This window comes from Paenilisteria rustica (assembly GCF_013820765.1).
Lineage (GTDB): Bacteria > Bacillota > Bacilli > Lactobacillales > Listeriaceae > Listeria_A > Listeria_A rustica.
In genome coordinates, this window is the sequence record NZ_JABJVM010000002.1 from 48281 (window position 1) to 73326 (window position 25046).

Annotated in this window: 24 protein-coding genes and 3 other annotated features; all 24 genes read left to right on the plus strand. The window is 40.0% G+C overall.

Annotation, left to right across the window (positions count from 1 at the left end):
* The first annotated feature begins 5 nt into the window (after window positions 1-5).
* The 24 genes from coaE (at window position 6) to HPK16_RS02265 (ending at window position 25044) form a co-directional block, all read left to right on the plus strand.
* Complete coding sequence (gene coaE / locus HPK16_RS02150; RefSeq protein ID WP_181675384.1) at window positions 6-602, plus strand: dephospho-CoA kinase; 597 nt, start codon at window positions 6-8, stop codon at window positions 600-602.
* Window positions 603-666: 64 nt separating this feature from the next.
* On the plus strand, window positions 667-1131 hold the full coding sequence (gene nrdR / locus HPK16_RS02155) for a transcriptional regulator NrdR (RefSeq protein ID WP_181675385.1): 465 nt from the start codon (window positions 667-669) through the stop codon (window positions 1129-1131).
* Between the two features lie 15 nt (window positions 1132-1146).
* Window positions 1147-2544 (plus strand): DnaD domain protein, encoded by a 1398-nt coding sequence (locus tag HPK16_RS02160; protein WP_181675386.1) that lies wholly within the window; start codon window positions 1147-1149, stop codon window positions 2542-2544.
* 5 nt (window positions 2545-2549) lie between these two features.
* Entirely contained in the window at window positions 2550-3473 is a 924-nt protein-coding gene (gene dnaI, locus HPK16_RS02165; protein WP_181675387.1) for a primosomal protein DnaI, read from the plus strand.
* 60 nt (window positions 3474-3533) lie between these two features.
* Window positions 3534-3767 (plus strand) — a binding site (T-box leader).
* A gap of 100 nt (window positions 3768-3867) precedes the next feature.
* Window positions 3868-5790, plus strand: coding sequence for a threonine--tRNA ligase (gene thrS, locus HPK16_RS02170; RefSeq protein WP_181675388.1), 1923 nt, complete (start codon window positions 3868-3870; stop codon window positions 5788-5790).
* A gap of 100 nt (window positions 5791-5890) precedes the next feature.
* On the plus strand, window positions 5891-6475 hold the full coding sequence (gene yihA, locus HPK16_RS02175; RefSeq protein WP_181675389.1) for a ribosome biogenesis GTP-binding protein YihA/YsxC: 585 nt from the start codon (window positions 5891-5893) through the stop codon (window positions 6473-6475).
* Between the two features lie 93 nt (window positions 6476-6568).
* On the plus strand, window positions 6569-7885 hold the full coding sequence (hemA, locus tag HPK16_RS02180) for a glutamyl-tRNA reductase (RefSeq protein WP_181675390.1): 1317 nt from the start codon (window positions 6569-6571) through the stop codon (window positions 7883-7885).
* Window positions 7882-8814 carry a hydroxymethylbilane synthase gene (gene hemC, locus HPK16_RS02185; protein ID WP_181675391.1) on the plus strand — a complete coding sequence of 311 codons (933 nt, stop codon included), beginning with the start codon at window positions 7882-7884 and terminating at the stop codon, window positions 8812-8814. Before hemA ends, hemC begins: the two co-directional genes overlap by 4 nt.
* On the plus strand, window positions 8807-9514 hold the full coding sequence (locus HPK16_RS02190) for a uroporphyrinogen-III synthase (RefSeq protein WP_181675392.1): 708 nt from the start codon (window positions 8807-8809) through the stop codon (window positions 9512-9514). The genes hemC and HPK16_RS02190 overlap by 8 nt, the downstream gene beginning before the upstream one ends.
* A 2-nt stretch (window positions 9515-9516) precedes the next feature.
* On the plus strand, window positions 9517-10497 hold the full coding sequence (hemB, locus tag HPK16_RS02195) for a porphobilinogen synthase (RefSeq protein WP_181675393.1): 981 nt from the start codon (window positions 9517-9519) through the stop codon (window positions 10495-10497).
* Window positions 10498-11784 (plus strand): glutamate-1-semialdehyde 2,1-aminomutase, encoded by a 1287-nt coding sequence (gene hemL / locus HPK16_RS02200; protein ID WP_181675394.1) that lies wholly within the window; start codon window positions 10498-10500, stop codon window positions 11782-11784.
* A 44-nt stretch (window positions 11785-11828) separates the two neighbouring features.
* Window positions 11829-12051: a binding site (T-box leader), on the plus strand.
* Between the two features lie 62 nt (window positions 12052-12113).
* On the plus strand, window positions 12114-14756 hold the full coding sequence (locus HPK16_RS02205; RefSeq protein ID WP_181675395.1) for a valine--tRNA ligase: 2643 nt from the start codon (window positions 12114-12116) through the stop codon (window positions 14754-14756).
* Between the two features lie 74 nt (window positions 14757-14830).
* Window positions 14831-16114, plus strand: coding sequence for a bifunctional folylpolyglutamate synthase/dihydrofolate synthase (locus HPK16_RS02210; protein ID WP_181675396.1), 1284 nt, complete (start codon window positions 14831-14833; stop codon window positions 16112-16114).
* 242 nt (window positions 16115-16356) lie between these two features.
* Complete coding sequence (locus tag HPK16_RS02215; RefSeq protein ID WP_181675397.1) at window positions 16357-17100, plus strand: prepilin peptidase; 744 nt, start codon at window positions 16357-16359, stop codon at window positions 17098-17100.
* 16 nt (window positions 17101-17116) lie between these two features.
* A complete protein-coding gene (radC, locus tag HPK16_RS02220) occupies window positions 17117-17791 on the plus strand; it encodes a RadC family protein (protein WP_181675398.1) in 675 nt (224 codons plus the stop codon).
* 238 nt (window positions 17792-18029) lie between these two features.
* Entirely contained in the window at window positions 18030-19043 is a 1014-nt protein-coding gene (locus HPK16_RS02225; protein ID WP_181675399.1) for a rod shape-determining protein, read from the plus strand.
* 84 nt (window positions 19044-19127) lie between these two features.
* Entirely contained in the window at window positions 19128-19991 is an 864-nt protein-coding gene (mreC, locus tag HPK16_RS02230) for a rod shape-determining protein MreC (protein WP_181675400.1), read from the plus strand.
* Window positions 19991-20515: a rod shape-determining protein MreD gene (gene mreD, locus HPK16_RS02235; protein WP_181675401.1), complete on the plus strand. Its 525-nt coding sequence runs from the start codon at window positions 19991-19993 to the stop codon at window positions 20513-20515. Before mreC ends, mreD begins: the two co-directional genes overlap by 1 nt.
* 178 nt (window positions 20516-20693) lie before the next feature.
* Window positions 20694-21371, plus strand: coding sequence for a septum site-determining protein MinC (gene minC / locus HPK16_RS02240; RefSeq protein ID WP_181675402.1), 678 nt, complete (start codon window positions 20694-20696; stop codon window positions 21369-21371).
* A 2-nt stretch (window positions 21372-21373) separates the two neighbouring features.
* The gene (minD, locus tag HPK16_RS02245) at window positions 21374-22174 is read left to right on the plus strand and encodes a septum site-determining protein MinD (protein WP_181675403.1); all 801 of its coding nucleotides are present in this window, start codon (window positions 21374-21376) and stop codon (window positions 22172-22174) included.
* An 89-nt stretch (window positions 22175-22263) separates the two neighbouring features.
* The gene (locus HPK16_RS02250; RefSeq protein ID WP_181675404.1) at window positions 22264-22893 is read left to right on the plus strand and encodes a hypothetical protein; all 630 of its coding nucleotides are present in this window, start codon (window positions 22264-22266) and stop codon (window positions 22891-22893) included.
* Window positions 22890-24242 carry a ribonuclease E/G gene (locus HPK16_RS02255; protein WP_181675405.1) on the plus strand — a complete coding sequence of 451 codons (1353 nt, stop codon included), beginning with the start codon at window positions 22890-22892 and terminating at the stop codon, window positions 24240-24242. The genes HPK16_RS02250 and HPK16_RS02255 overlap by 4 nt, the downstream gene beginning before the upstream one ends.
* Window positions 24243-24303: 61 nt before the next feature.
* Window positions 24304-24381 (plus strand) — a sequence feature (ribosomal protein L21 leader region).
* 12 nt (window positions 24382-24393) lie between these two features.
* Window positions 24394-24702 (plus strand): 50S ribosomal protein L21, encoded by a 309-nt coding sequence (gene rplU / locus HPK16_RS02260; protein ID WP_036061720.1) that lies wholly within the window; start codon window positions 24394-24396, stop codon window positions 24700-24702.
* A 21-nt stretch (window positions 24703-24723) separates the two neighbouring features.
* On the plus strand, window positions 24724-25044 hold the full coding sequence (locus HPK16_RS02265; protein WP_181675406.1) for a ribosomal-processing cysteine protease Prp: 321 nt from the start codon (window positions 24724-24726) through the stop codon (window positions 25042-25044).
* Window positions 25045-25046: the final 2 nt, after the last annotated feature.

Sequence of the window (25046 nt, forward strand, 5' to 3'; positions counted from 1 at the left end):
CTCGGATGGCTTATATTATTGGATTAACAGGTGGAATCGCAAGTGGGAAAAGTACGGTCAGTAAAATGCTTCACGATGCTGGTTTTCCAATCGTTGACGCGGATATTGCTGCTCGAAAAGTTGTCGAGGCAGGGACGGAAGGCGCAAAGCAAATCAGAGCTACTTTTGGTGCGGAGGTTTTTAAAGAGAACGGGGAACTTGACCGACAGAAGCTAGGCAGCATTATTTTTCATGATAGTGAGAAGCGAGCGGCTTTGAATGCAATTGTGCACCCGCTTGTGAGGCGCTGGATGCTGGCTGAGCGGGATCGCTTGCTAGCTGCTGGGCACGACATCATTGTTTTTGATATTCCACTTTTGATAGAGAGTAAACTGCAAGAAATGGTAGATACGGTTGTCGTTGTCTTTGTGGATGAACAGACGCAATTAGAACGCTTGATGCGGCGAAATAATTTGCCGAAAAGCGAGGCGCAAGCTAGAATTTCCAGTCAAATACCGCTATCGGACAAAATAAAGCAGGCAGATATTGTGATTGATAATTCACAGAGTCTAGCCGAAACAGAACATCAAGTACACGCGCTGATTCGCACCTTTTCAAAGTAGAAGCTTTGGCGGTAGTCGTGGTATACTAGGGAAAAGTAATCACATAAAATAGGAGTGGATGACAATGAAATGTCCATCTTGTAAAGGCAATAGCTCACGCGTTGTGGATTCAAGACCGGCGGATGATGGCAATTCCATTCGACGTCGCAGAGAATGCGAAACGTGCGGCTTTCGCTTCACAACATTCGAAAAAGTAGAAGAAAGCCCGCTCATCGTCGTCAAAAAAGATGGTGTTCGCGAAGAATTTGCTAGAGAAAAAATATTGCGTGGACTTATTCGTGCATGTGAAAAACGACCGGTTTCCGTAGAGCAATTGGAAGACGTTGTGAACGCAGTCGAGCGCGAATTACGAAGCATCGGTGAAAGTGAAGTATCTTCGCATTTGATTGGTGAGAAATTAATGGATAAATTGGCTGTTCTAGATGAGGTTGCCTACGTGCGATTCGCCTCTGTATACCGCCAGTTCAAAGATATTAGTGTTTTTGTAGAAGAACTCAAGGATTTAATGAATAAGACAAAACAGGAGTAAGAAAGGTGAAGTAGAGTGGCAGAATTTTGGATGGAGTTACAGCCGGTCGATAGCTATCAAGTGAAGGCGAATGGCGTTTTATCAGAGAAAGACCGCAAAATCATGACTTTTTTATATCAGCCACTAATGGGAGCAGAATGTTTGGCACTCTACGACACGCTTGTCACGGAGGTAGAGGAGAATCGTCTTTGGTCCGAGAGTCATAGCCACACCCAGTTGCTGAACTTGCTCGGAATCAGCTTGGCGAACCTTTTCCAGGCACGATTGAAGTTGGAGGGGCTGGGCTTATTGCGCAGTTTTGTGCAAACGACTGGCGAATCCCGACATTACATATACGAAATGGCAGCACCGCTTTCTCCAGAGCAATTCTTTTCTGATGGATTATTAAATATTTATTTATATAGCAAAATTGGTAACGCACAGTACCAACGATTGCGACGTTTCTTTTCTGATGAGCCGATGTCAGAAGAAGGTTTTGATGAGGTGACGCGTTCGTTTCAAGATGTATTTGAGACATTTAATGGGAGCGAATTGCCGGTGAGTACTGTCGCGAATGGCGAACCGGTAGGGCGCGCGGTATCCCGAGGTGTCACACTTGATGACAAGGCCTTTGATTTTGCGGTGATGCTCCAAAGTTTGTCGCCAACGATGCTATCGCGAAATGCGGTGACGGAAGAAGCTCGTGCTTGTATCTTGAAATTGCATGCGATTTATGCGGTCGAGGAGCTTGATATGGTGCATTATTTGTATCGTTCGGTGCAAGCGGATGGTTCGCTGGATTTAGATTATTTACGCAAAATTGTACGCGATGGTTACCAGTTGCAGAATAATCGCTTGCCGGAATTAAAAGCGAAGGCAGAGCCCAAAGCCGTGTCACAAGAGTCGCAACCACAAGAAAGCGCATCGGACACAGAAGCGTTGGCGTACTATTTAGAAAACGTGACACCGTATCAATTGATGGTCGATATTAGCGATGGAGCAGTGCCGGCAGAAACCGACCTCAAAGTTATTGATGAAGTTTTGGCACAACAGAATTTACCGATTCCAGTTATGAACGTATTGATTGAATATGTCTTACTCCGGTTAGACGGTAAAATTTCTAAAAACTACATGATGACAATCGCAGCCCATTGGAAACGTAAAAAAGTGCAGACGGCCAAAGAAGCGATGGAGATGGCTTGGGCAGAGCATGAAAAATATAAGAAGTTGCAAGAAGAAGGTACGCAAAAAGCGCCGACTAACTATCAAAATAACAAACGTAAATTCAATCAAAATGGACGCAAAGAAGTATTGCCAGATTGGTTCGATAAAGAAGAAGTGAAACCTGTCGAAAAAGAAATGACCGTGCGCGAAAAATCAACACTAGATAAACAAGTGGAAGAGATGAAAAAACGCTTGAAAGAAGGTAGGTGACGAAGATGGACAAAATCGAAAGAACGCTCGGCCAACTATTTCAAGGTCGCGATTTTGAAAAACAATATGAAACATTAAAGCAACAAGTTTTTGCTTATGGACCGGTGAAACAGTTTCTAAAAGAGCACCAATCGGAGCTAAACGAACAGATTATTAATCAGAACTTATCCAAGCTCTATGAATTTATGACGGAACACGAGAAATATCAGCAAAAAGAAGATACATTGATGCCAGGCTATGCGCCGCGCCTCAGTTTGAATGGTGATTATATTACGGTCACATACTACCCGACCGAGGAGAAAATCCAAGCAGACCGCCAACGTGCGATAGAAAAGCGCATCCGTTCTCTTTATATGCCAAAACAGGTGATGGAAGCGACATTGGATGATTTTTCAATCGATAATGAGTCGAGAAGTGCTGCGTTTCTTGCGGCAGGCGAATTTTTAAGTACCTACGAAAAAGGTTCTACAGGTATGCAAAAAGGCCTTTACATCCATGGTAGTTTTGGGACTGGAAAATCGTATTTGCTCGGGGCAATGGCAAAAGATCTCGCGCTAAAGGGTATTTCAACAACGCTCGTTTATTTACCGGAATTTATGCGTGAAATCAAGCAATCGATAGCGGATAATAGCGTAGGTGAAAAAATCCAGTTCGCGAAAGAAACTGACATTTTGATGTTAGACGATATTGGCGCTGAATCGATGACAACATGGACACGTGATGAAGTGCTCGGAGCTATTTTGCAGTTCCGGATGCAAGAAGAATTACCAACGTTTTTCTCATCCAATTATAGTATGGAACACTTGGAAAACCACTTGATGTTCTCCAATAACGGCACGGAAGAGCGCATGAAAGCCCGCCGAATTATGGAGCGGATTCGTTACTTGTCGAAAGAAGTAGAATTAGATGGTAGAAACAGACGCTATTAAATTTTTTACTCTTAAAGCTTGCCATTTCGGTCAATCCGATTTATAATACAGGTAATGATGAAACAAGTATTGATAAGGACAACATTTTACTCGAGTCTGATTCACAGAGAAGGAGGCATTGCTGAGACCCTCCTAATTAGCCAGTAAGGTGACCCCCTTTGAACTTTTCATTCGAAATTGGGTATTCCCATTAGTAGTTTGAGACGGATCACACCGTTAACTGTGACAAGAGTAGAATTTTTCGGAATTCTTGAATCTTGGGTGGAACCACGTGTTGAAAGACTCGTCCCTTGCATAAGCATGGGATGGGTCTTTTTTTGTTCCCCAAAAAGTTAGAATATGCTTGAGAAAGTCCGCGTTTCGTCTGAAAAATTGGAAGAAGGAGTCGAAGAAAATGAAAATTACATTTCCAGATGGTGCAGTCAAAGAATTTGAGGCAGGCGTTTCCACAGCTGATATCGCAGCATCCATCAGCCCAGGCCTTAAGAAAAAGGCGTTAGCAGGTAAAGTGAACGGAACATTGGTCGACTTAGTAACACCGATTCTTGAGGATTCAAAAATCGAAATTGTGACTCCAGATCACGAAGACGCGCTACAAATTTTGCGACATAGTTCCGCACATTTACTAGCTCAAGCCTTAAAACGTTTATATCCAGATGTAACTTTCGGTGTAGGACCAGCTATCGATTCAGGTTTTTACTACGATATCGATACAGAAGTTGCAATCAGCGAAGAAACTTTCCCAGTTATCGAAAAAGAAATGCAGAAAATTATTCGTGAAAACTTGCCGATTACGCGTGAAGAAGTTTCCCGTGAGGAAGCAATCAAACGTTTCAAGGCAATTGGTGACAACTATAAATTAGAACTTATCGAAGCAATCCCGGCAGACGAAACAGTGACTATCTATACACAAGGCGAATTTTTCGATCTATGTCGTGGCGTCCACGTTCCATCTACTGGTAAAATCCAAGTATTCCAATTGCTAAGCGTGGCTGGTGCTTACTGGCGTGGTGATAGCAATAATAAAATGTTACAACGTATTTACGGCACAGCCTTTTTCGATAAAGATGGTTTGAAAGAATTTCTACGTATGCAACAAGAAGCGAAAGAACGCGATCATCGTAAACTTGGTAAAGAGTTGGAGTTATTCGCGAATAGTCAAGAAGTTGGACAAGGCTTGCCGTTATGGCTTCCAAAAGGTGCGACAATCCGCCGCGTAATTGAGCGTTACATTGTTGACAAAGAGGAACGCCTAGGCTACAACCACGTATACACTCCGATTATGGCGAATGTGGAGCTTTACAAAACAAGCGGTCACTGGGATCACTATCATGAAGACATGTTCCCAACAATGAAAATGGACAACGAAGAGCTTGTGCTCCGTCCAATGAACTGTCCGCATCACATGATGATTTACAAAAATGACATTCACAGTTATCGCGAATTACCGATCCGTATTGCTGAACTTGGTATGATGCACCGTTACGAAATGAGTGGCGCGCTATCAGGCTTGCAACGGGTTCGCGGAATGACTCTAAACGACGCGCATGTGTTTGTTCGCCCAGACCAAATTCAAGACGAATTCAAACGTGTCGTTGAGCTTATTTTAGCGGTGTATAAAGATTTCGCGATTACAGATTATAGTTTCCGTCTAAGCTATCGCGATCCGGAAAATACAGAGAAGTATTTCGATGACGATGCGATGTGGGAAAAAGCGCAAGGCATGTTGAAAGATGCAATGGACGATATGGGCTTGGATTACTATGAAGCGGATGGCGAAGCAGCATTTTACGGGCCAAAACTTGATGTTATGGTTAAGACTGCAATCGGCAAAGATGAAACATTGTCTACTGTTCAACTTGATTTCTTACTTCCAGAGCGCTTCGACTTAACTTATATCGGTGAAGATGGCGAAAAACACCGTCCAGTCGTTATTCACCGTGGTGTCGTATCGACAATGGAGCGTTTCGTTGCTTATTTGATTGAGGAATATAAAGGTGCATTCCCAACATGGTTAGCGCCAATTCAAATGGAGCTTATCCCAGTTAGTATCGATGCACACATGGATCACAGCAAAGCGCTCAAAGATAAGTTAATGTACGCTGGTTTCCGCGTGGAAGTTGACGAACGTAACGAAAAACTTGGGTACAAAATTCGCGAAGCACAAACAAAGAAAATCCCGTATGCGCTCGTTATTGGTGACCAAGAAGTAGAAAACAACACAGTCAACGTACGTAAATACGGCGAGAAAGATTCAGAAACATTACCACTAGACGAATTCATCGCACGCGTACAAGCAGAAGTATCACAAATCTAGTTTTTTAAGGAAGGTTCTCCCATCAGCGGAGAGCCTTTTTGCTTAATTTGCCGAATTCCGTTATACTTAAAAAAGATCATTTTAGATAAAGGTGGAAAATATGAATATAAATAATGTAGAGCTAGTCATAAGCGCTGTTTGGAAAGAGCAGTATCCAGAAGGCGGTTTGCCAGAGTTTGCACTCGCAGGTCGTTCCAATGTCGGGAAATCTTCTTTCATTAATACGATGATTCGCCGCAAAAGTATGGCGCGCATCTCACAAAAACCAGGGAAAACGCAAACATTGAACTTTTATAAAATTGAAGATTCCTTTTTCTTCGTTGACGTTCCAGGGTACGGTTTTGCGAAAGTTTCTAAGAAAGAGCGTCAAAAATGGGGCGAAATGATTGAAACGTACATGACGAGTAGAACGCCATTAAAAGCGGTGATTCAAATTGTCGATTTGCGCCATAAGCCAACAGAGGATGACAGGAACATGTATGAATTTTTGAAGTATTATCAAATTCCTACGATTGTTATTGCTACAAAAGCTGACAAAATTCCGCGTAGTAAATGGCATAAAAACATGAAAATCGTCAAAGAAGCGCTAGATTTCGATCCAACAGATGGTTTCGTGATGTTTTCATCGGAAACGAAGATGGGTAAAGAAGAAGCTTGGAAATTAATTGAAGAGGCGATGGCATAACTCATCGTCGTTTTCACAAGCGAACAAGTTGGCGCCTATTCTAAAAAGTGATAAAATAAAGCTTGAATTCATTAATGTAAAGGGGGCTTATTGATGTACATTCTCTCTGTCGGTCTAAATCATACAAGCGCGCCAATCGAAATACGGGAACGGCTAGCTTTTAATCCAGAAGAAGAGGAAATGGCATTGGTTTCCTTGCATCAAGAAAAAAGCATTTTAGAAAATGTAATTATATCAACGTGCAACCGCACTGAAATTTTTGCTGTCGTGGATCAAATTCATACAGGAAGATACTATATCAAGCGTTTCTTAGCTAATTGGTTCCAAATGGATATGCAAATTTTGGAGCCTTATTTGCTGTTTTTTGAAGAAGAAGAAGCTGTGAAACATTTGTACCGCGTCACGAGTGGCTTGGATTCTTTGATTATTGGTGAAACGCAGATTTTGGGGCAGGTCAAAGATGCGTTTACGAGTGCGCAAACGATTGGAACAACGGGAACCATTTTAAATCAATTGTTCCGCGAGTCCCTTCATTTCGCTAAAAACGTACACCACACAATGAAAATCAACGAAAATGCTGTGTCTATCAGCTATGCCGCGGTAGAAGTAGTTAAAAAAGCATGTGCGGATGTTAAGAACAAAAAAACAGTCATTGTCGGCGCTGGAAAAATGGGCGTGCTGGCAATTCAAAATATGCTTGGCGCCAAAATATCTGACGTCACGCTATTAAATAGAACGAGCGCGCGCGCGGAAAACGTGGCGGAAAAGTTAGGTGTTCAGTCGCGTGACTATGCCAGTTTGAGTGAACAATTGAAGTGTGCAGACATTGTTATTACCTCTACATCAGCAACAACGCCGATCATCACGCAACATATGCTAACAGAGACGATGGCTGAGCGTGAAAATGCGCTTGTCATTGTGGACATTGCTTTGCCGCGAAACGTTGAAGCAACATGTGCAGGAATTCCCAATGTGACGTTGTTTGATATTGACGACTTAGGTGGTGTTATTCAAGAAAATACACAACAACGGCAAGCGATGGTAATCGAAATTGAAGAACATATCGAAGCCGCATGCGTGAATTTTTATGAGTGGGAGAAGCAGCTCGGTGTTTTTCCGATTATTAAAGATTTACGTGAAAAAGCACTGGCGTTACAGGCAGAGACAATGCAGAGCCTGTCGAATAAATTGCCAGACCTAACAGATCGTGAACAGGTAATCGTTGGCAAGCACATGAAGAGCATTATCAATCAGCTACTGAAACACCCAATTTCCGAATTAAAAGAAATGGCAACAAGTTCGGACGCTGCGCATGATATCGAAGTATTCCAGAATATATTTGACCTTCAAAAAGCAAAAATGGAAGATACAGCAGAAATAACTAAAGAAAAAGTTGGTGAAAAAGCATGACTCGAAAAATTATTGTTGGTTCAAGACGTAGCCAGCTAGCTTTAACGCAGACAAGATGGGTGATTGCGAAACTTCAAGAACAATTCCCAGAAATAAGTTTTGAAATCGAAGAAATTGTGACGAAAGGCGATCGTATTTTAGATGTCACGTTGAGCAAAGTAGGTGGCAAAGGTCTTTTTGTATCAGAAGTGGAAGATGCGTTGCTAGAAAAGCGGATTGATTTCGCTGTACATAGTATGAAAGATGTCCCATCAGAGCTAGCGGAAGGACTAATGATTGGTGCTATGCCAAAGCGTGAAAACCCGCTGGATTGCCTTATATTTAAGCAAGGCGATAGTTTGGAGAGCTTGGCGGAAGGTGCTGTCGTTGGAACGAGTAGTTTAAGACGAGCCGCGCAATTATTACACATACGCCCAGATTTAACGATCAAACCGATTCGTGGCAACATTGATACGAGACTTAGAAAATTGCAGGAAGAAGATTTTGATGCAATTGTATTAGCAGTTGCTGGATTGAAACGCATGGACTGGCTAGATAAGCTGGAACAAGGCTACATTTTCTTGGATGAATCGATTTGTTTACCAGCTGTTGGACAGGGAGCACTTGCGATTGAATGTCGCGCGGACGATGCTTTTGTCCAAGAAGTGCTTGCAATACTAAACGATGAGGAAACAAATTGTGCGGTGACAGCAGAACGAACACTTTTAAAAGCATTAGATGGTGGTTGTGAAATCCCGATTGCAGGTCACGCGACTTTGAAAGATGGTGTTTTAGAGTTGAAAGGTCTTGTCAGTTCTGTTGACGGTAAGTTATTTTATCAAATTACAGAACAGGGTGAGGACCCTACAGCGCTAGGTTTAAGTGTAGCGAATCGGCTTATCGAGCTTGGCGCCAAGGAGATTATTCAAGGATTAAGAGATAATGCGTAAACACGTTTTATTAACACGTGAAGCTGGGAAAAATGAATCATGGCTGGATTTTTTGGAGAACGCAGGATTCCAAGTTTCTGCAGTTCCGATGATTGAGACTAGGCCTCATCCGTGCGATATGACATTGGAGGAATACGACTGGATTGTGTTTACAAGCGCGAATACAGTTCGTTATTTTTTTGAACAGCAAGAGACAATCCCTGAAAAGATAAAAATAGCAGTGATTGGCGAAAAGACAGCGAAGGCACTCGTATCATATGGCTATTCGCCAAATTTCCAGCCGACATTATTTACCACGGAGATATTTATCGAGGAGTGGCTAGCGCTTGGTTTGACAAAACAACATATTTTTGTGCCTAAAAGTAGCATCGCACGTGATGAAATAGCGAAATGCTTCGCTCAATTTGAGCATATCGTGACAGAATGCGCGATTTATGAAACAGTTTTTCCAGAAGAAGCTACGAATCAGTTGCAATCAGTGATGAATTCCCAATCCATTGATATCGCGGTATTTGCTAGTCCTTCTGCCTGGCGCCATTTTATCAAAAGCTATACTGGGGATATCGAAGCCTTAAAAATCGCATCCATTGGCCCAGTAACGACCGAGGCAATCGCAAACTCAGGTTTCTCGGTAGCGTATGAGCCTGATAACTACACGATGCAACAAATATGTGAATTATTAATCGAAGGAGAGTTATGACTATGAGTTCCAATTTTGATAGACATCGTCGTTTACGGAGCAGTGCGGCAATGCGTGATCTTGTTCGCGAAACAGTTCTACATACCGACGACCTGATTTATCCTATTTTTGTAAAAGAAGGCAAAGAAGCCAAAACAGAAGTGAGCTCTATGCCTGGCGTATTTCAATTTCCTCTACATGAATTGGCAGCGGAAATTACAGAGCTTACCAAGTTGGGTATCAAAGCTATTATTTTGTTCGGTCTTCCTGACGATAAAGATGATGTAGGCACTGGCGCATATCATGATCATGGGATTGTTCAAGAGGCCACGCGATTAGTGAAAAAAATAGCTCCTGACATGCTTGTCATCGCGGATACGTGTCTTTGCGAATTCACTGACCATGGACATTGCGGTGTGATTGAAAATGGCGGAGTAAAGAATGATGCATCGCTAGAATTACTTAAACAAACAGCAGTCAGCCAGGCAAAAGCTGGTGCGGACATCATTGCACCCTCTAATATGATGGATGGCTTTGTTCAAGTAATTCGTGAAGGACTGGATGAAGCTGGATATCAAGATATTCCAATCATGTCCTATGCTGTAAAATATGCTTCTGCTTTTTATGGACCATTTCGGGATGCCGCAAACAGCGCGCCTCAATTTGGCGATCGTAAAACCTATCAAATGGATCCAGCAAACAGGCTTGAAGCGCTTCGGGAAGCAAAGAGCGACGAACGAGAAGGGGCCGATTTTCTAATTGTCAAACCCTCGCTTTCCTATTTAGATATTATCCGAGACGTACGCAATCAAACGAACCTTCCTGTCGTGGCCTATAATGTGAGTGGCGAGTATGCGATGGTGAAAGCAGCCAGCGCCAATGGTTGGATCGATGAAGAGCGTATTGTTATGGAAATGCTGACGAGTATGAAACGTGCAGGTGTAAGTTTGATTATTACGTATTTTGCCAAAGATGTTGCCCTCTATTTAAAAGGAGATGCTTAGATGAATAAATATACAAACTCAATCAAAGCCTTTAAAGAAGCCGAAAAAGTGTTGCCAGGTGGTGTTAATAGCCCAGTTCGTGCCTTTAAATCAGTCAATGCGAATCCTGTTTTTATGGAACATGGAAAAGGGGCATATTTAACGGATATTGACGGCAATAAATATATTGATTATGTCCTATCTTGGGGGCCGTTAATCCTAGGCCACGCAAACGAAGGCGTTATAAAAGCAGTCACCGATGCGGCTATGAAAGGGACAAGTTTTGGAACACCAACGGAAATCGAAACCGAACTTGCAAAACTTGTAGTAGAACGCGTGCCATCTGTAGAAATGGTTCGGATGGTATCCTCGGGAACAGAAGCAACGATGAGTGCTATTCGACTGGCAAGAGGCTACACTAAAAGAAATAAAATCGTGAAATTTGAAGGTAGCTATCATGGGCACGGCGATTCCTTATTAATAAAAGCTGGATCAGGCGTTGCAACACTAGGCCTACCAGATTCTCCGGGAGTAACGCCAGGCCTTGCAGCAGACACGATAGCCGTTCCGTATAATGATTTAGAAAGCGTCAAGTTCGTCTTTGAAAAATATGGTGCGGAAATTGCTGCCGTTATTGTGGAACCGGTGGCAGGGAATATGGGTGTAGTACCTCCAATTGAAGGTTTCCTAGAAGGTCTACGCGAAGTGACGATCCAATATGAAAGCCTACTAATTTTTGATGAAGTCATGACCGGTTTCCGTGTCGATTTTTATAGCGCGCAAGGCCTTTATGTTGTCACGCCTGATATCACTTGTCTCGGAAAAGTAATTGGCGGAGGACTCCCGGTCGGTGCTTATGGTGGAAAAAAAGAAATTATGGAACAAATTGCCCCGGCAGGATCTATTTATCAAGCAGGAACACTGTCAGGAAATCCAGTAGCGATGAATGCCGGCTATGCCACTCTAAAGCAATTAACACCACATCACTATGACGCGTTCAGATCCCTGATAGATCAGCTAGAAGAAGGTCTAGAAGTACTATCTAAACAATACGAAGTTCCACTTTCTATCAACAAAGCTGGTTCCATGTTCGGCTTTTTCTTCACCGATCAGAAAGTAATCAACTACGATACCGCAAAAACATCTGATTTAAACTACTTCTCAAACTACTACCGAGAAATGCTTAATAACGGTATTTTCTTGCCGCCTTCTCAATACGAAGGGTTATTTATTTCAACAGAACACACAGATGTAGAAATCGCGAAAACATTAGAAGCGATAGAAGCATCTATGAAAGCACTACGTTGACGTTTTCATGTTTATTTGATACAATAAATCCAATCTAAATATTCGTAAATGCAAGGATGAGGAAGAGTAAAATATTTTTTCTTAACTATCAGAGAGGAGACGGTTGGTGCGAGTCTCTAAGAAAAGTATTTGAACGTAGCCTCTGAGCAGTATCCCTGAAAAAGAGTAAGGGATATCGGGAAACTTTCTCTCGTTAAATTAATGAAGTGCCGGTTTTGTGTACGGTAAAAAGGTGGTACCGCGGAAAATACTCTTTTCGTCCTTTATGGATGAGAGGAGTTTTTTTGTGCTTCAAAAATGCTGAAAATCAATTTATAGGGGGAAAAATAATGACTGAATTGAATATGCCAACAAAATATAATCCGCAAGATATCGAAAAAAATAGATACGACTGGTGGATTGAACAAGAATTTTTTAAAGCAGATGGTAAAAATGATAAACCCGCGTACTCCGTCGTCATCCCACCACCCAATGTAACTGGGAAATTGCATTTAGGTCACGCATGGGACACGACATTACAAGATATCTTGACACGTATGAAGCGGATGCAAGGATACGACACACTTTACCTACCAGGAATGGATCACGCTGGTATAGCTACACAAGCGAAAGTCGAAGCTAAGTTGCGCGAAAGCAATATTTCGCGTTATGATCTTGGCCGAGAAAATTTCATATCAAAGGCTTGGGATTGGAAAGAAGAATACGCCACGTTTATTAGAGAACAGTGGAAGAAAATCGGTTTAGGTTTAGACTACTCTAGAGAAAGATTTACGCTAGATGAAGGACTGTCCGATGCTGTCAAAAAAGTCTTTGTTTCATTATACGAAAAAGATTTAATTTATCGTGGCCAATATATTATTAACTGGGATCCTGTCGCTAAGACGGCTCTATCAGATATTGAGGTTATCCATCAAGATGTGGAAGGCCAATTTTATCATTTGAAATATCCACTAACAGATGGTTCAGGTTTCCTTGAGGTTGCAACGACAAGACCAGAAACTATTCCTGGGGACACAGCAGTTGCCGTTCATCCTAAAGACGAGCGCTACCAGTCATTCATCGGAAAAACAATCACATTGCCGATTCTGGAAAGAGAAATTCCAATCGTGGCAGATGACTATGTGGAACGAGAATTCGGCTCAGGGGTTGTAAAAATAACGCCAGCACACGATCCTAATGATTTCGAAGTTGGTAATCGTCATGATTTACCACGCATTATCGTGATGAATGAGGATGCAACAATGAACGAAGCATCTGGAAAGTATAATGGTATGGACCGCTTTGAAGCGAGAAAAGCGATTATCGAGGACTTTAAAGAATTAGGTCTATTCATTAAACAAGAGCCGCATCTGCATTCCGTGGGACACTCAGAACGTACCGGAGCTGTTGTTGAACCTTATTTATCCATGCAATGGTTTGTAAAAATGCAACCACTAGCAGAGCAAGCAGTGAAGTTACAAGAAAATCCAGATGAAAAAGTAAATTTCATTCCCGATCGTTTTGAAAAAACCTATTTATCTTGGATGGAAAATATTCATGATTGGTGTATCTCTCGTCAGTTATGGTGGGGACATAGAATCCCAGCATGGTACCATAAAGAAACTGGTGAACTCTACGTGGGAGAAAGCGCGCCTGCAGATATTGAGAATTGGAATCAAGATGAAGATGTACTTGATACATGGTTTAGTTCGGCGTTGTGGCCGTTCTCAACAATGGGATGGCCCGACGAAGAGAATCCTGATTTCAAGAAGTTTTTCCCAACAAGTACACTGGTAACAGGATATGATATTATCTTCTTCTGGGTATCTAGAATGATCTTCCAATCAGTAGAATTTACGGATACAAGACCTTTTAAAGATACACTGATACACGGTTTAGTTAGAGATGCGGATGGTAAGAAAATGTCTAAATCACTTGGAAATGGTGTTGATCCAATAGAAGTAGTTGAGAAATATGGCGCAGATTCGCTACGTTATACATTATCCACAGGAACAGCGCCAGGACAAGACTTGAAATTCAGTTTTGAGAAAGTAGAATCAACTTGGAATTTCATCAACAAAATTTGGAACGCTTCCCGTTTTGCTTTGATGAATATGGAAGGCATGAAATATGAAGCAATCGACTTATCGAACGTAACAGAAGTGAGTGACAAGTGGATTTTAACACGACTTAATGAAACGATTGAAACGGTGACCAATCTTGCTGAAAAATACGAGTTTGGTGAAGTGGGTCGAACTCTTTACAATTTCATTTGGGATGAGTTCTGTGATTGGTATATTGAAATTGCTAAAATATCCTTATATGGTGACGATTTAGAGGCAAAACAAACGACAAGATCTGTTCTAGCATATGTGTTGGATAATACGATGCGTTTGCTACACCCTTTCATGCCATTTGTAACCGAAGAAATTTGGCAAAACCTACCTCACGAAGGGGCGTCCATCACCATTGCAGATTGGCCTAAAGTCAATAAAGAACAAATCGATAAGGAAGCCGCAGAGTCAATGAAGTTGCTTGTGGAAGTTATTCGAGCAGTTCGTAATATTCGAGCAGAAGTAAACACTCCACTCAGCAAACAAATTGAGTTACAACTGAAACCAAAAACAGAAACACACAAAGCTATTTTGGAGGCGAATATTTCTTATATTGAGCGCTTCTGTAATCCTGAAACAACTACGATCTCTTTTGATATCGAGCCTTCAAAAACTGCAATGACAGCCGTAGTATCTGGAGCAGAGATATACTTGCCACTAGAAGGTCTCATAAACATTGATGAGGAGATTGCGCGATTAGAAAAAGAGCTATCAAAATGGAAAAAAGAAGTTTCGCGCGTGCAAGGCAAATTATCTAATGAAAAATTTATGGCAAAAGCACCAGAAAATGTTATTGAAGAAGAACGAGCAAAAGAAAAAGACTACATGGAGAAAAAACTATTGGTCGAAGAAAGAATTAATTCATTGAAAAACAATTAAATGAACTATTTCAGACCTTCTGTGCACATATTTTTGCAGGAGGTCTGATTTTTAGTATAGAAAGGATGATACATATGAACCTTAAAAGCTATACAGAAGCTCTGGAATGGATTCATGGGACATTACGCATGGGTATTAAACCTGGACTTATGCGAATGGAATGGATGCTTGCTAGGCTTGCTAATCCAGAGACTAAAAATAAGTGGGTACACATCGCTGGTACGAATGGAAAGGGCTCAACATTAACGTTTCTCCGTAATATTCTAGAGCAATCCGGATATAGAGTGGGAACATTTACATCGCCTTATATTGAGACGTTTAACGAACGGATTAGCGTCAATGGCGCACCTATTGATGACGAAAAAATTGTTGTACTCTGTAACAGAATAAAACCTTTAGCTGATGAACTCGCTCAAACAGAGATGGGTCATCCGTCTGAATTTGAAATCATTACGGTTATGATGTTTCTTTACTTTGCTGAGTATGATCACATCGATATTGCCCTTATTGAAGTCGGACTAGGAGGTAGGCTTGATTCCACAAATGTCATTACACCTCTAGTTTCTGTTGTCACAACGATAGGTATGGATCACATGGAGTTTCTAGGTAATTCGCTCGAAAGTATTGCGATGGAGAAAGCGGGTGTGATCAAGAAGCATATACCTATTGTGAGTGGTGTAATACAAACAGAAATACGTATGCTATATGAAGAGAAAGCGAATGAATGTGAATCTCGCCTATATCAACTAGATACTCATTTTTCTATGCAAAAGCAGGTAGAGGGGGTATTTACGTATAGAACAGAAAATCAGGAAATAACAGATATAGAGGTAGGATTGATGGGTGATCATCAGCTATGCAATGCTGCGGTTGCTGTAAGAACAGCAACGTTACTTAAGGAGCAACAATTTGTTATTACCGATGAGAATATTAAAAAGGGCTTAAAAATAGCTAAGTGGCCTGGACGTATGGAGCTGATACGTGATAACCCAATAATATTCTTAGACGGTGCACATAATCTTGAAGGCATAAAGGTATTGGTGCATTCAGCGAAAAAATTCAAAGGCGTTCGTATAAAAGTACTTTTCACAGCCATGAAAGATAAAGAATTTACAGAGATGATATCCTTATTAAATGAGATAGGCGATGTACAAATTTATCTAACCACTTTTGACTATCCTCGAGCACTTGCAAAAAGTGAAATAAAGCAAATTGCTACTGCTAATAATATTACGGCTGTTGAAAACTGGGAAAATAAGTTGAATAACTGGATAGCTAGTGGAGGAGAAGAGATTATTCTAATTACTGGTTCACTTTATTTTATATCGGAAGTTAGAAAGAAATTATTGCAGTATTAATACAATATTTATCCAAGAAGGCTCTAGCTAAAGGGTCTTTTTTTATTATTTTATATGTATTCTTGCTAGATGTAAATTGTGCATAAAAGTATTTTGGGCTTCATTTTCCTTTAGAAATCCTACTTTGCTCTTAGGCAAAATTTGTTTTTAAAGCTACAATTCTATACTAGAAAGCTATTTTGGTAATATGACATTAAAAATTTATCATGCTATATTTGTGTCCAAGAACTTGGAGGTGTAGTATGATTTATTTTATTTTATCTGTGTATAGCTTAGTTTTAGCATCCTTTTTGCATGTTGTAGGGGTAAATTATCCTTTGCGAAAGCCGTTTTTGAGCAGAATATCTTCTGAGTGTGATTATTGTGGGGAGAAACTGACGGCTATTCATATGTTGCCTGTTGTTTCGTTTGTTCTTCTAAAAGGGCGTACAGGATGCTGCAATCAACCTATGAGTTGGAGTTATTTTATTGTGGAGATATTAGCACCTATATTTGTCTGTATTTTATATAGCGTATACGGCCTTGAAAGCCAATTTTATCTATACCTTTTTATATTTTCGCTATTACTGATTCTCTATGTCAGTGATATATTTTATTTGTATATTCCCAATGTGATTTTATTGGTTTATTTTACTGTTTACACTAGTTACTATGGCTATATTGATTTCGCAGTTCTTTTGCAACATATGTATCAATTAACTATTGGTGCGGTGGTGTTTTTAGGAATATATTTATTTGTTAGAAAAGGATTTGGCTTTGGAGATATAAAATTATTGATATTGCTTTGTTTTTTTCTGAGTTTGAAAGAGGCTATATTCATTTTTATCATCGCGGTGTTCTCTGGAGCAATTTTAATGAGTCTGATTGCTATATTTAAGAGAGGAATGGGAAAGAAGCGGATACCATTCGTTCCGTTTATCTTATTTGGTTTTTTACTATGTCCATTTGTCAATGATTTGTTCTGGCAATTTGTTTTATATAAGTGAGAAGGAGGAGAAGCACATGTTTATAAGAGAAATGTCTGACACAGAAAAACCACGGGAACGACTTCAGAAAAAAGGGGTGTCAAGTTTATCTAACATCGAATTATTCGCAATCATCCTTGAAACAGGAAGTAGAACAGAATCTGTTGTAGATTTAGCTAACAAAGTGGTAGCGAGATATTCGGAGATAGCAGATATGAGAGAGATTACATTACAAGAACTAACAGAAATAAATGGGATTGGTCTTGCGAAAGCTGCGAAAGTATTAGCTGCAATTGAGATAAGTAAACGAATAGGGAAACAGAAGGTAAACACTTGCCCAGTAATTAGAGGGCCTCAAGATGGTGCTGATTTAGTTATGCAAGAGATGAGTATGTTGTCTCAGGAACACTTTCACTGCGTTTTTTTAAGTACTAGAAATAGACTGGTTCACCGAGAAACAATATTTATTGGTAGCTTGAATAGCAGTGTCGTCCATCCCAGAGAAATTTTCAAACAAGCAATGAAGTATTCTGCGGCTGGTGTTATGTGTTTTCATAATCATCCTTCTGGCGATGCAAGCCCTTCAAGTCAAGATATTACAGTGACGAAACGGTTAAAAAAAGCAGGGGATTTACTAGGGATTCCTTTAATTGATCATATCATTATTGGTAATAATACTTTCACAAGTTTGAAGCAAGAAGGTTATTTCTAAAGAAAAGATAAATATTTCAAGTATCTCATCAAAAATTAATGTCTGTTCTTCTTAGTTATGTTATAATAAGATGGTTGTTTATGTGTATCTGTTTTTACATAAAGCATCAAGGGATATCAGCATACCTGATTATTAAAAGACAATACTTTGGGGCTGGGAATTTAAGAACTAATAAGTTAATAGAGAGACAGCAATCATGAACAAAGTGATAATTAAGAAGAGAAAAGGAGATTAATAAATGTTTGGATTTGGTAATAAAGATATTGGAATCGACTTAGGAACAGCAAACACTTTAGTATACATGAAAGGTAAGAGTATTGTTTTAAGAGAACCGTCAGTTGTAGCAATGAAGAAAGATACACAAGAAATTGTTGCAGTGGGTAGCGAAGCGAAGAATATGATTGGTAGAACACCAGGAAATATTGTTGCCATTCGTCCAATGAAAGATGGTGTTATTGCTGACTATGATACAACAGCAGCAATGATGAAATATTATATTCAAAAAGCGAGCAAGGGTACGAGCGCAAGTAAGCCACGTGTTATGATTTGCGTTCCGTCAGGTATAACTGGTGTTGAGAAGCGTGCTGTTACGGACGCTACACGCCAAGCTGGTGCAAAAGAAGCATACACAATTGAAGAGCCGTTTGCAGCTGCAATTGGTGCAGGTTTACCAGTGTGGGACCCAACAGGTAGTATGGTTGTAGACATTGGCGGTGGAACGACAGAAGTTGCTGTTATTTCGCTTGGTGGTATTGTAACCAGCCGTTCAGAGAGGACTGCAGGAGACGATATGGATGACGCTATTATTAATTTCATCCGTAAGAAATATAACCTGTTAATTGGGGACCGTACTGCAGAAACAATAAAAATGGAGATTGGCTCAGCGGATCCTGTTAATCTCGGCTTAGAACCATTTAGTATTCGAGGTCGTGATTTAGTGACTGGGTTACCAAAAACAATTGAAATTTCACCTGAAGAAATAAGCGAGGCATTAGCCGATACGGTTGCTTCGATTATTGATGCAGTGAAGAGTACTTTGGAAAGCACTCCTCCTGAGCTTTCTGCGGATATCATGGATAAAGGTATCGTTTTAACTGGTGGTGGCGCGCTTCTTCGTAATTTAGATTCAGCCATTGCAGAAGAAACAAAAATGCCAGTAATTATTGCTGAAAATCCACTTGACTGTGTTGCAATTGGAACAGGTAAATCACTAGAAAATATGGATTTATACAAAAAGAAAAAAATGAATTAATGTAACTTACTTATTTTTTGGTGGATTTTTGGTACCTATTGAACAGTTGTAAAAGAAGAGGATTGACGAGATGAGGTGTTCATTATGCCACAGTTTTTCTTAAATAAACGTTTAATTATCTTGTTGATATCCATTATTGTTTTAGTAGCATTGGTAGGATATTCACTGAGTGGGAAAAGTAAAGCATCATGGCCAGAGCAATTTGTGAAAGATGTTGCGGGGTTTGGAGAAAATATTATCTCCAAACCAGTTGGCTTTGTTGCAGGTTTTTTTGATGGTGCAAAAGACTTAAGAAACACCTACACCGAGAATGAGCATCTAAAAAAACGTTTAGAAGAATTGGCACAACTTGAAAGTAAAGTATCAGATTTAAGTAAAGAAAATGCAGAGCTAAAAAAATCATTAGATATCGAAGCAGATCTTAGCGATTATGAACCAATTAATGCAACGGTCATTTCACGAAATCCGGACAATTGGAATACACAAATTCAAATTGACAAAGGTTCTGTGGATGGCGTGAAACCTAATATGGCTGTCCGTACTCCTGAGGGTATGATCGGAAAGGTCACTAAGACAGGTGCGAAATCTTCGACGGTGAAGTTGCTTAGTTCCACTGATGACAGGAATAGGATTTCTGCGATTGTGCAAGGAAAAGCTGCTGCATACGGTATTATCAATGGTTATGATGCTGAGCAAAGATTGTTAGAAATGAAACAATTACCGGTAGATCAAAAATTTACTAAAGGCGAGAAGGTAGTTACATCTGGTTTAGGTGGGATTTTCCCGTCAGACATTTTTATTGGGACAATTGAAAAAGTTGAAACGGATAAGATGGGATTATCACAGACTGCTCTTGTGAAACCTGGTGCTGATCTATATGATTTAAGTCACGTCATTGTATTGAAACGTACATTGGAAGGTGATGAATCGGAAGGATCTGGCTCCTGATGAATATGAGAAAAGTAGTTGTAATGCCACTTATTGCAATCGCGATTTTTATTTTGGAAGGTGTTTCTAGCATGTTGTTTAGCCAAGCTTTTTTTGGTGAACAACGATTATTTATCCCGCACTTTCTTATTGTAATGCTCGTTTTAATGACCGCTTTTTATAGCAGAAATGCTACATTAATTTATGCTTTTATATTGGGAATGGTCTTTGATATTTATTACACGGGGATTCTAGGAATTTATTTCGCAATTTTCCCCTTGGTTGTATATCTGACGGATAAATTTATGAAGGTTCTGCAGAATAATATCATGTTAGTTGGGCTTGTAGCTATTTTCAATGTGATACTTACGGAGTGTTTAGTATATGGTTTTTATGTCCTTATTGGTGGAACTGATATGGTACTAGCATCCTTTGTAGATCAACGTTTGTGGACAACGATTTTATTAAATTTAGCGTTCTTTTTGATCATGTATTTCCCATTCAAAAGCTTTTTGTTAAAACTAAAGAGAAGCGATGGAAGATAAAATGGAATGAAAGTTGATATCAGTCTGTTTGCTTGTATGTATTTTGAATACATCACCAGTAAGTTGGTTTTACTTACTGGAGAAGGGCTTTACAGACTGATATAATTTTATTATGATGGAGAAGTATCTTTTGAATTCTAGTGTATACTAAATATATAGGCTGTGAGGTGAGGGTAAGTTGAAAAAGTATGTCCAAATAAAAGGGACGAAAGATGGTATAAGCATTTTTTTAAGTGATGTAGCGAGTATTGTCGAACTGGAAGAAGGATTATTGCAACACCTTGAGGAACAGCAGAAAATAGTATCTCAGGATCAAAAGTTGTCTGTTCAAGTACATATAGGAAATCGCCTTTTTACAGAAGATGAGGAACAAAGTATTATGACTATTATCCAGGAAAATAGTGCAATGGAAGTTCGTGGATTTACAAGTAATGTCATGAGTAAACAAGATGCAAAGAAGTGGAAAGAGGAAGAACAGATTTTTTCATTAGCCACAGTCGTGAGGTCTGGTCAAATAATTAATGTGCCAGGCGATTTACTACTTGTTGGAGATGTTAATCCAGGTGGTTCCATTCGAGCAACAGGTAATATTTTTATTCTTGGAAATGTAAAAGGAATTATTCATGCGGGCTTTGAAGGGGATTCGAAAGCGGTTGTTACTGGTAAATTCCAGTATCCATCACAAATTAGAATTGCCGGTGAGATTCGCGGATTCGATGATGAGGAAAATAAAGGTCGGGTGGAAGAGAATATTCTGACTGCATATATAGATGAAAAAGGTAAGCTAGGAATTGATAGTTTACACATTTTAAGAAAAATTAGACCAGAAATTTCTAATTTTCAAGGAGGGCAATAATCATGGGTGAGGCTATAGTTATAACTTCAGGAAAAGGTGGCGTTGGTAAGACGACTACAACGGCCAACCTTGGTACAGCACTTGCATTGCAAGGCAAGAAAGTGTGCTTAGTCGATATGGATATCGGACTTCGAAATCTCGATGTTGTTTTAGGTCTAGAAAATCGCATTATTTATGACCTTGTTGATGTTGTGGAGGGACGTTGTAAGTTGCATCAAGCGGTTATTAAAGATAAACGCTTTGAGGATTTGCTGTTTCTTTTACCTGCAGCACAAACAACAGATAAGAGTGCTGTCACAGGACAACAAATGAAAGAGTTAATCACGCAAATGAAGCCAGACTACGATTTTATTCTTATTGATTGCCCAGCTGGAATTGAGCAAGGGTATAAGAATGCCGTTGCCGGTGCAGATCGTGCCTTGGTAGTAACAACGCCAGAAATATCGGCTGTTCGCGATGCTGATCGGATAATTGGTTTATTGGAGCAAGAGGATATTGAGGCACCTAAGCTGATTATTAATCGTATTCGGACACAAATGATGCGAAATGGTGATGTAATGGATATTGATGAGATTACGACGCATCTATCTATTGAGTTGATTGGTATTATTATTGATGACGATGAGGTTATTCGTTCTTCTAATAGTGGTGAGCCAGTCTCTATGCAAGCTAGTAATAAAGCAAGTATTGGATATAGAAACATCGCTCGTAGACTACTTGGTGAATCTATTCCATTGATGTCAATTGACGAGCAAAAACAAGGCTTCTTTAGCCGCTTAAAAATCTTATTTGGTGGTAATTGATTAGACAGATAATAAAAGTTGGATTTATTAATGGAGACGTTGATGTCTCTTATTAATAACCAGCTTTTTTGCTACAGGAGGAGTTTTTTATGGATGAATGGAAATCAGAGGATACACGTCGTATTATAGAAAAGTATAGAGATAGGAACCCTTTACCTATTGAGAAACAAGAGGAGCAGGCTAGTTTTGAGATCATTAATCATGTGATGAGTAGTGCGGAGGTTTTGTCAGATGATGAAATAAGAGCGGTTGTCGCCACGTCAAATTACATGTTTTTAATGCCTGCAGATAGGCAAAAATTTATGGAAGAGCTGACGAGATCCTACAATGTTAAGAAAGGTGAGATATTGGCCTGGGAGAAAACAATTAGTGATTCGATGGAAGAGTCTACGGGAAATGCAAAACAGGTTGTATTTGATATGCCAGAAGTATGGATGTACTCCCAATTAGCGATTGGACGCTATGACGTTAAGGTGGGAGCAGAGATACAAGCTTTGTTACAGGGCTTTTTTGAGGCATATCCAAGTACGTTCAAAAAAAATGTAGATTATAAGTCGATTATCGGTGCGGCGGAATACGCGGTTATTACAAATCGATATCCAGAGTTAAAGGATTTTGACCAACAAACGCTAGCAGATAAATATGAAGTATCTAGAACATCCCTGGCAGTCTGGTATAGAAATATAAAAAAATATTGTGTCTGGGAGGCATGGCATTGAGAATTATTATTAACGCTATGGGGAAAGAAAAAAGGGTTGCTTTTTTAGAAGAGAAGGTATTAGTGGAGCTGGACATTATCAGACCGACTATGGAGCCGCAAGTATCAGATATCTATTGGGGAACGGTTACAAAAATAAATCAGAAAATCAATGCTGCATTTGTCAACATAGGATACAAAGAGAATGCATTTATCCATTTGCAGGATATTCCTGAGTCGTACAGATTGCACGAGGGATTGAAATTAATGGTGCAGGTGAAGCGGGAAGGGAATGCAACGAAGGCTCCGCTACTTACTGGTATAATTGAGGTATCTTGTGGTTCTGTAGTCTACAGCTACGGGAAAGCATTTTTGGCGATATCTAAGAAAATAAAAGAAGTAGATAAAATTCGATTACAGCAACTCGTGTCACCGTTGTTAGAGGAGACTGAGGGCGTGATTTTAAGATCTGTTGCGGCTGATGTTAGCTCGGCTGAAATAGAGGAAGATATAGTGCAAGCTAGGCGTGAAATGGAAGAGCTTGTGACGCGGGCGAAAGGATCTAATCGGAAAATTCAAGAAGCAATGGTTAGTATTCCGACAATGTTGCAAAGTAATTCTCTTGTGACGGATGAAACGGAGATTATTTGTGATGATGCTGCACTTTATCGTAGTTTGCAAGCGCAATTTCCTAATGTATCGCTTTTTCGTGAAAAGGGTGGGATTTTCTCTGCCTATAATCTTGAAGTTGCAATTAATCGATTGCTACGCCCAACTGTCTTTTTAAAGAATGGCGCATCTATCGTTATTGAGAAGACAGAGGCTATGTGGGTGATTGATGTGAACTCTGGTAATTATAAATCGAAAAGAGAAGTGGATGAGGTGGCGTTTGACATAAACTTGGCGGTGGTGGAAGAAATCGGTCGTCAAATGAAATTACGAAATATGAGTGGCTTTATTTTAGTTGATTTTATCGGTGGAATGAGTCGTGTTCAATTAGATCGTTTACAGGAGCGAGTACAGGAAGTAGCGTCTTTAGATACGACAACGGTTCGTGTGGAGGGGCTTTCTGAGAATGGTTTGATGCAATTGACACGGCGCAAACGACAGAAATCGCTTATCGAGGAAATGCAGTGTGCTTGTCCAACATGTGAGGGTAGTGGGTACGTTTCTTCTGTTCAGACGCTTATTTACCAGATGGAGCGGGAGCTTAGAGGTGTTTTTGCAAGTGATCCATCCTATGTTGCTGTGACGGTGACGATGGATGTTATGGATGCTTTTTTGGATGAAATTTCGTTTGATGGAGATATTGATTGGATGATTGCGGATGAGGTGCGGCCGTTTTATCGAATATCACAAGTGGAGCACTGACAATAGTTGTTGACACAGGCTTTCTTTCTATGGTATCATTCTAATGTTATGTTTGTAGCGCACCATGCTACAACCGCTCAGAATAGGGTCAAGTATTGTTTCTAACAATCCCCTCATGATGGCGAGTCTAAGTATATGAGGAGGTGCAAGTATGTACGCAATTATTGAAACAGGTGGAAAACAAGTTAAAGTTGAAGCTGGCCAAGAGATCTATGTTGAGAAATTAGCAGGTGAAGTTGGTGACGTGGTAACATTTGACAAAGTTATTTTTGTTAGTGGTGACGCTGTTAAAGTTGGGGCTCCATTCGTGGACGGCGCAACAGTTACAGCAAAAGTTGAAAAACAAGGTCGCGCTAAGAAATTGACTGTTTTCAAATATAAGCCTAAAAAGAACTATCACAAAAAACAAGGTCATCGTCAACCTTATACAAAATTAACGATTGATGCAATCAACGCGTAATTTGTAAAGGGGATGATACTTATGATTCATGTAGATTTTATTCGGCATGAAGAACGAATCGTTGCTTTTGAGATGGATGGACATGCGAATTTCGCTGAAGAAGGCGCTGATTTGGTGTGTGCAGGGGCTACATCGATTGCTTTTGGCATGGTAAATGCGATTAGTGAAAGAATGGGAGTCGAACCTGTGATGGAAGATGATGATGGCTATCTTTATTATTCTGTCCCGGAAAAATTAGGGGTTAGTGAGGATGTTCAAATATTGCTGGAAGGCATGGAGCATCAATTGATATCTTTAGCGTATAGCTATCCTGATTATATTACGATTAACTCCAAAAAGTAGGA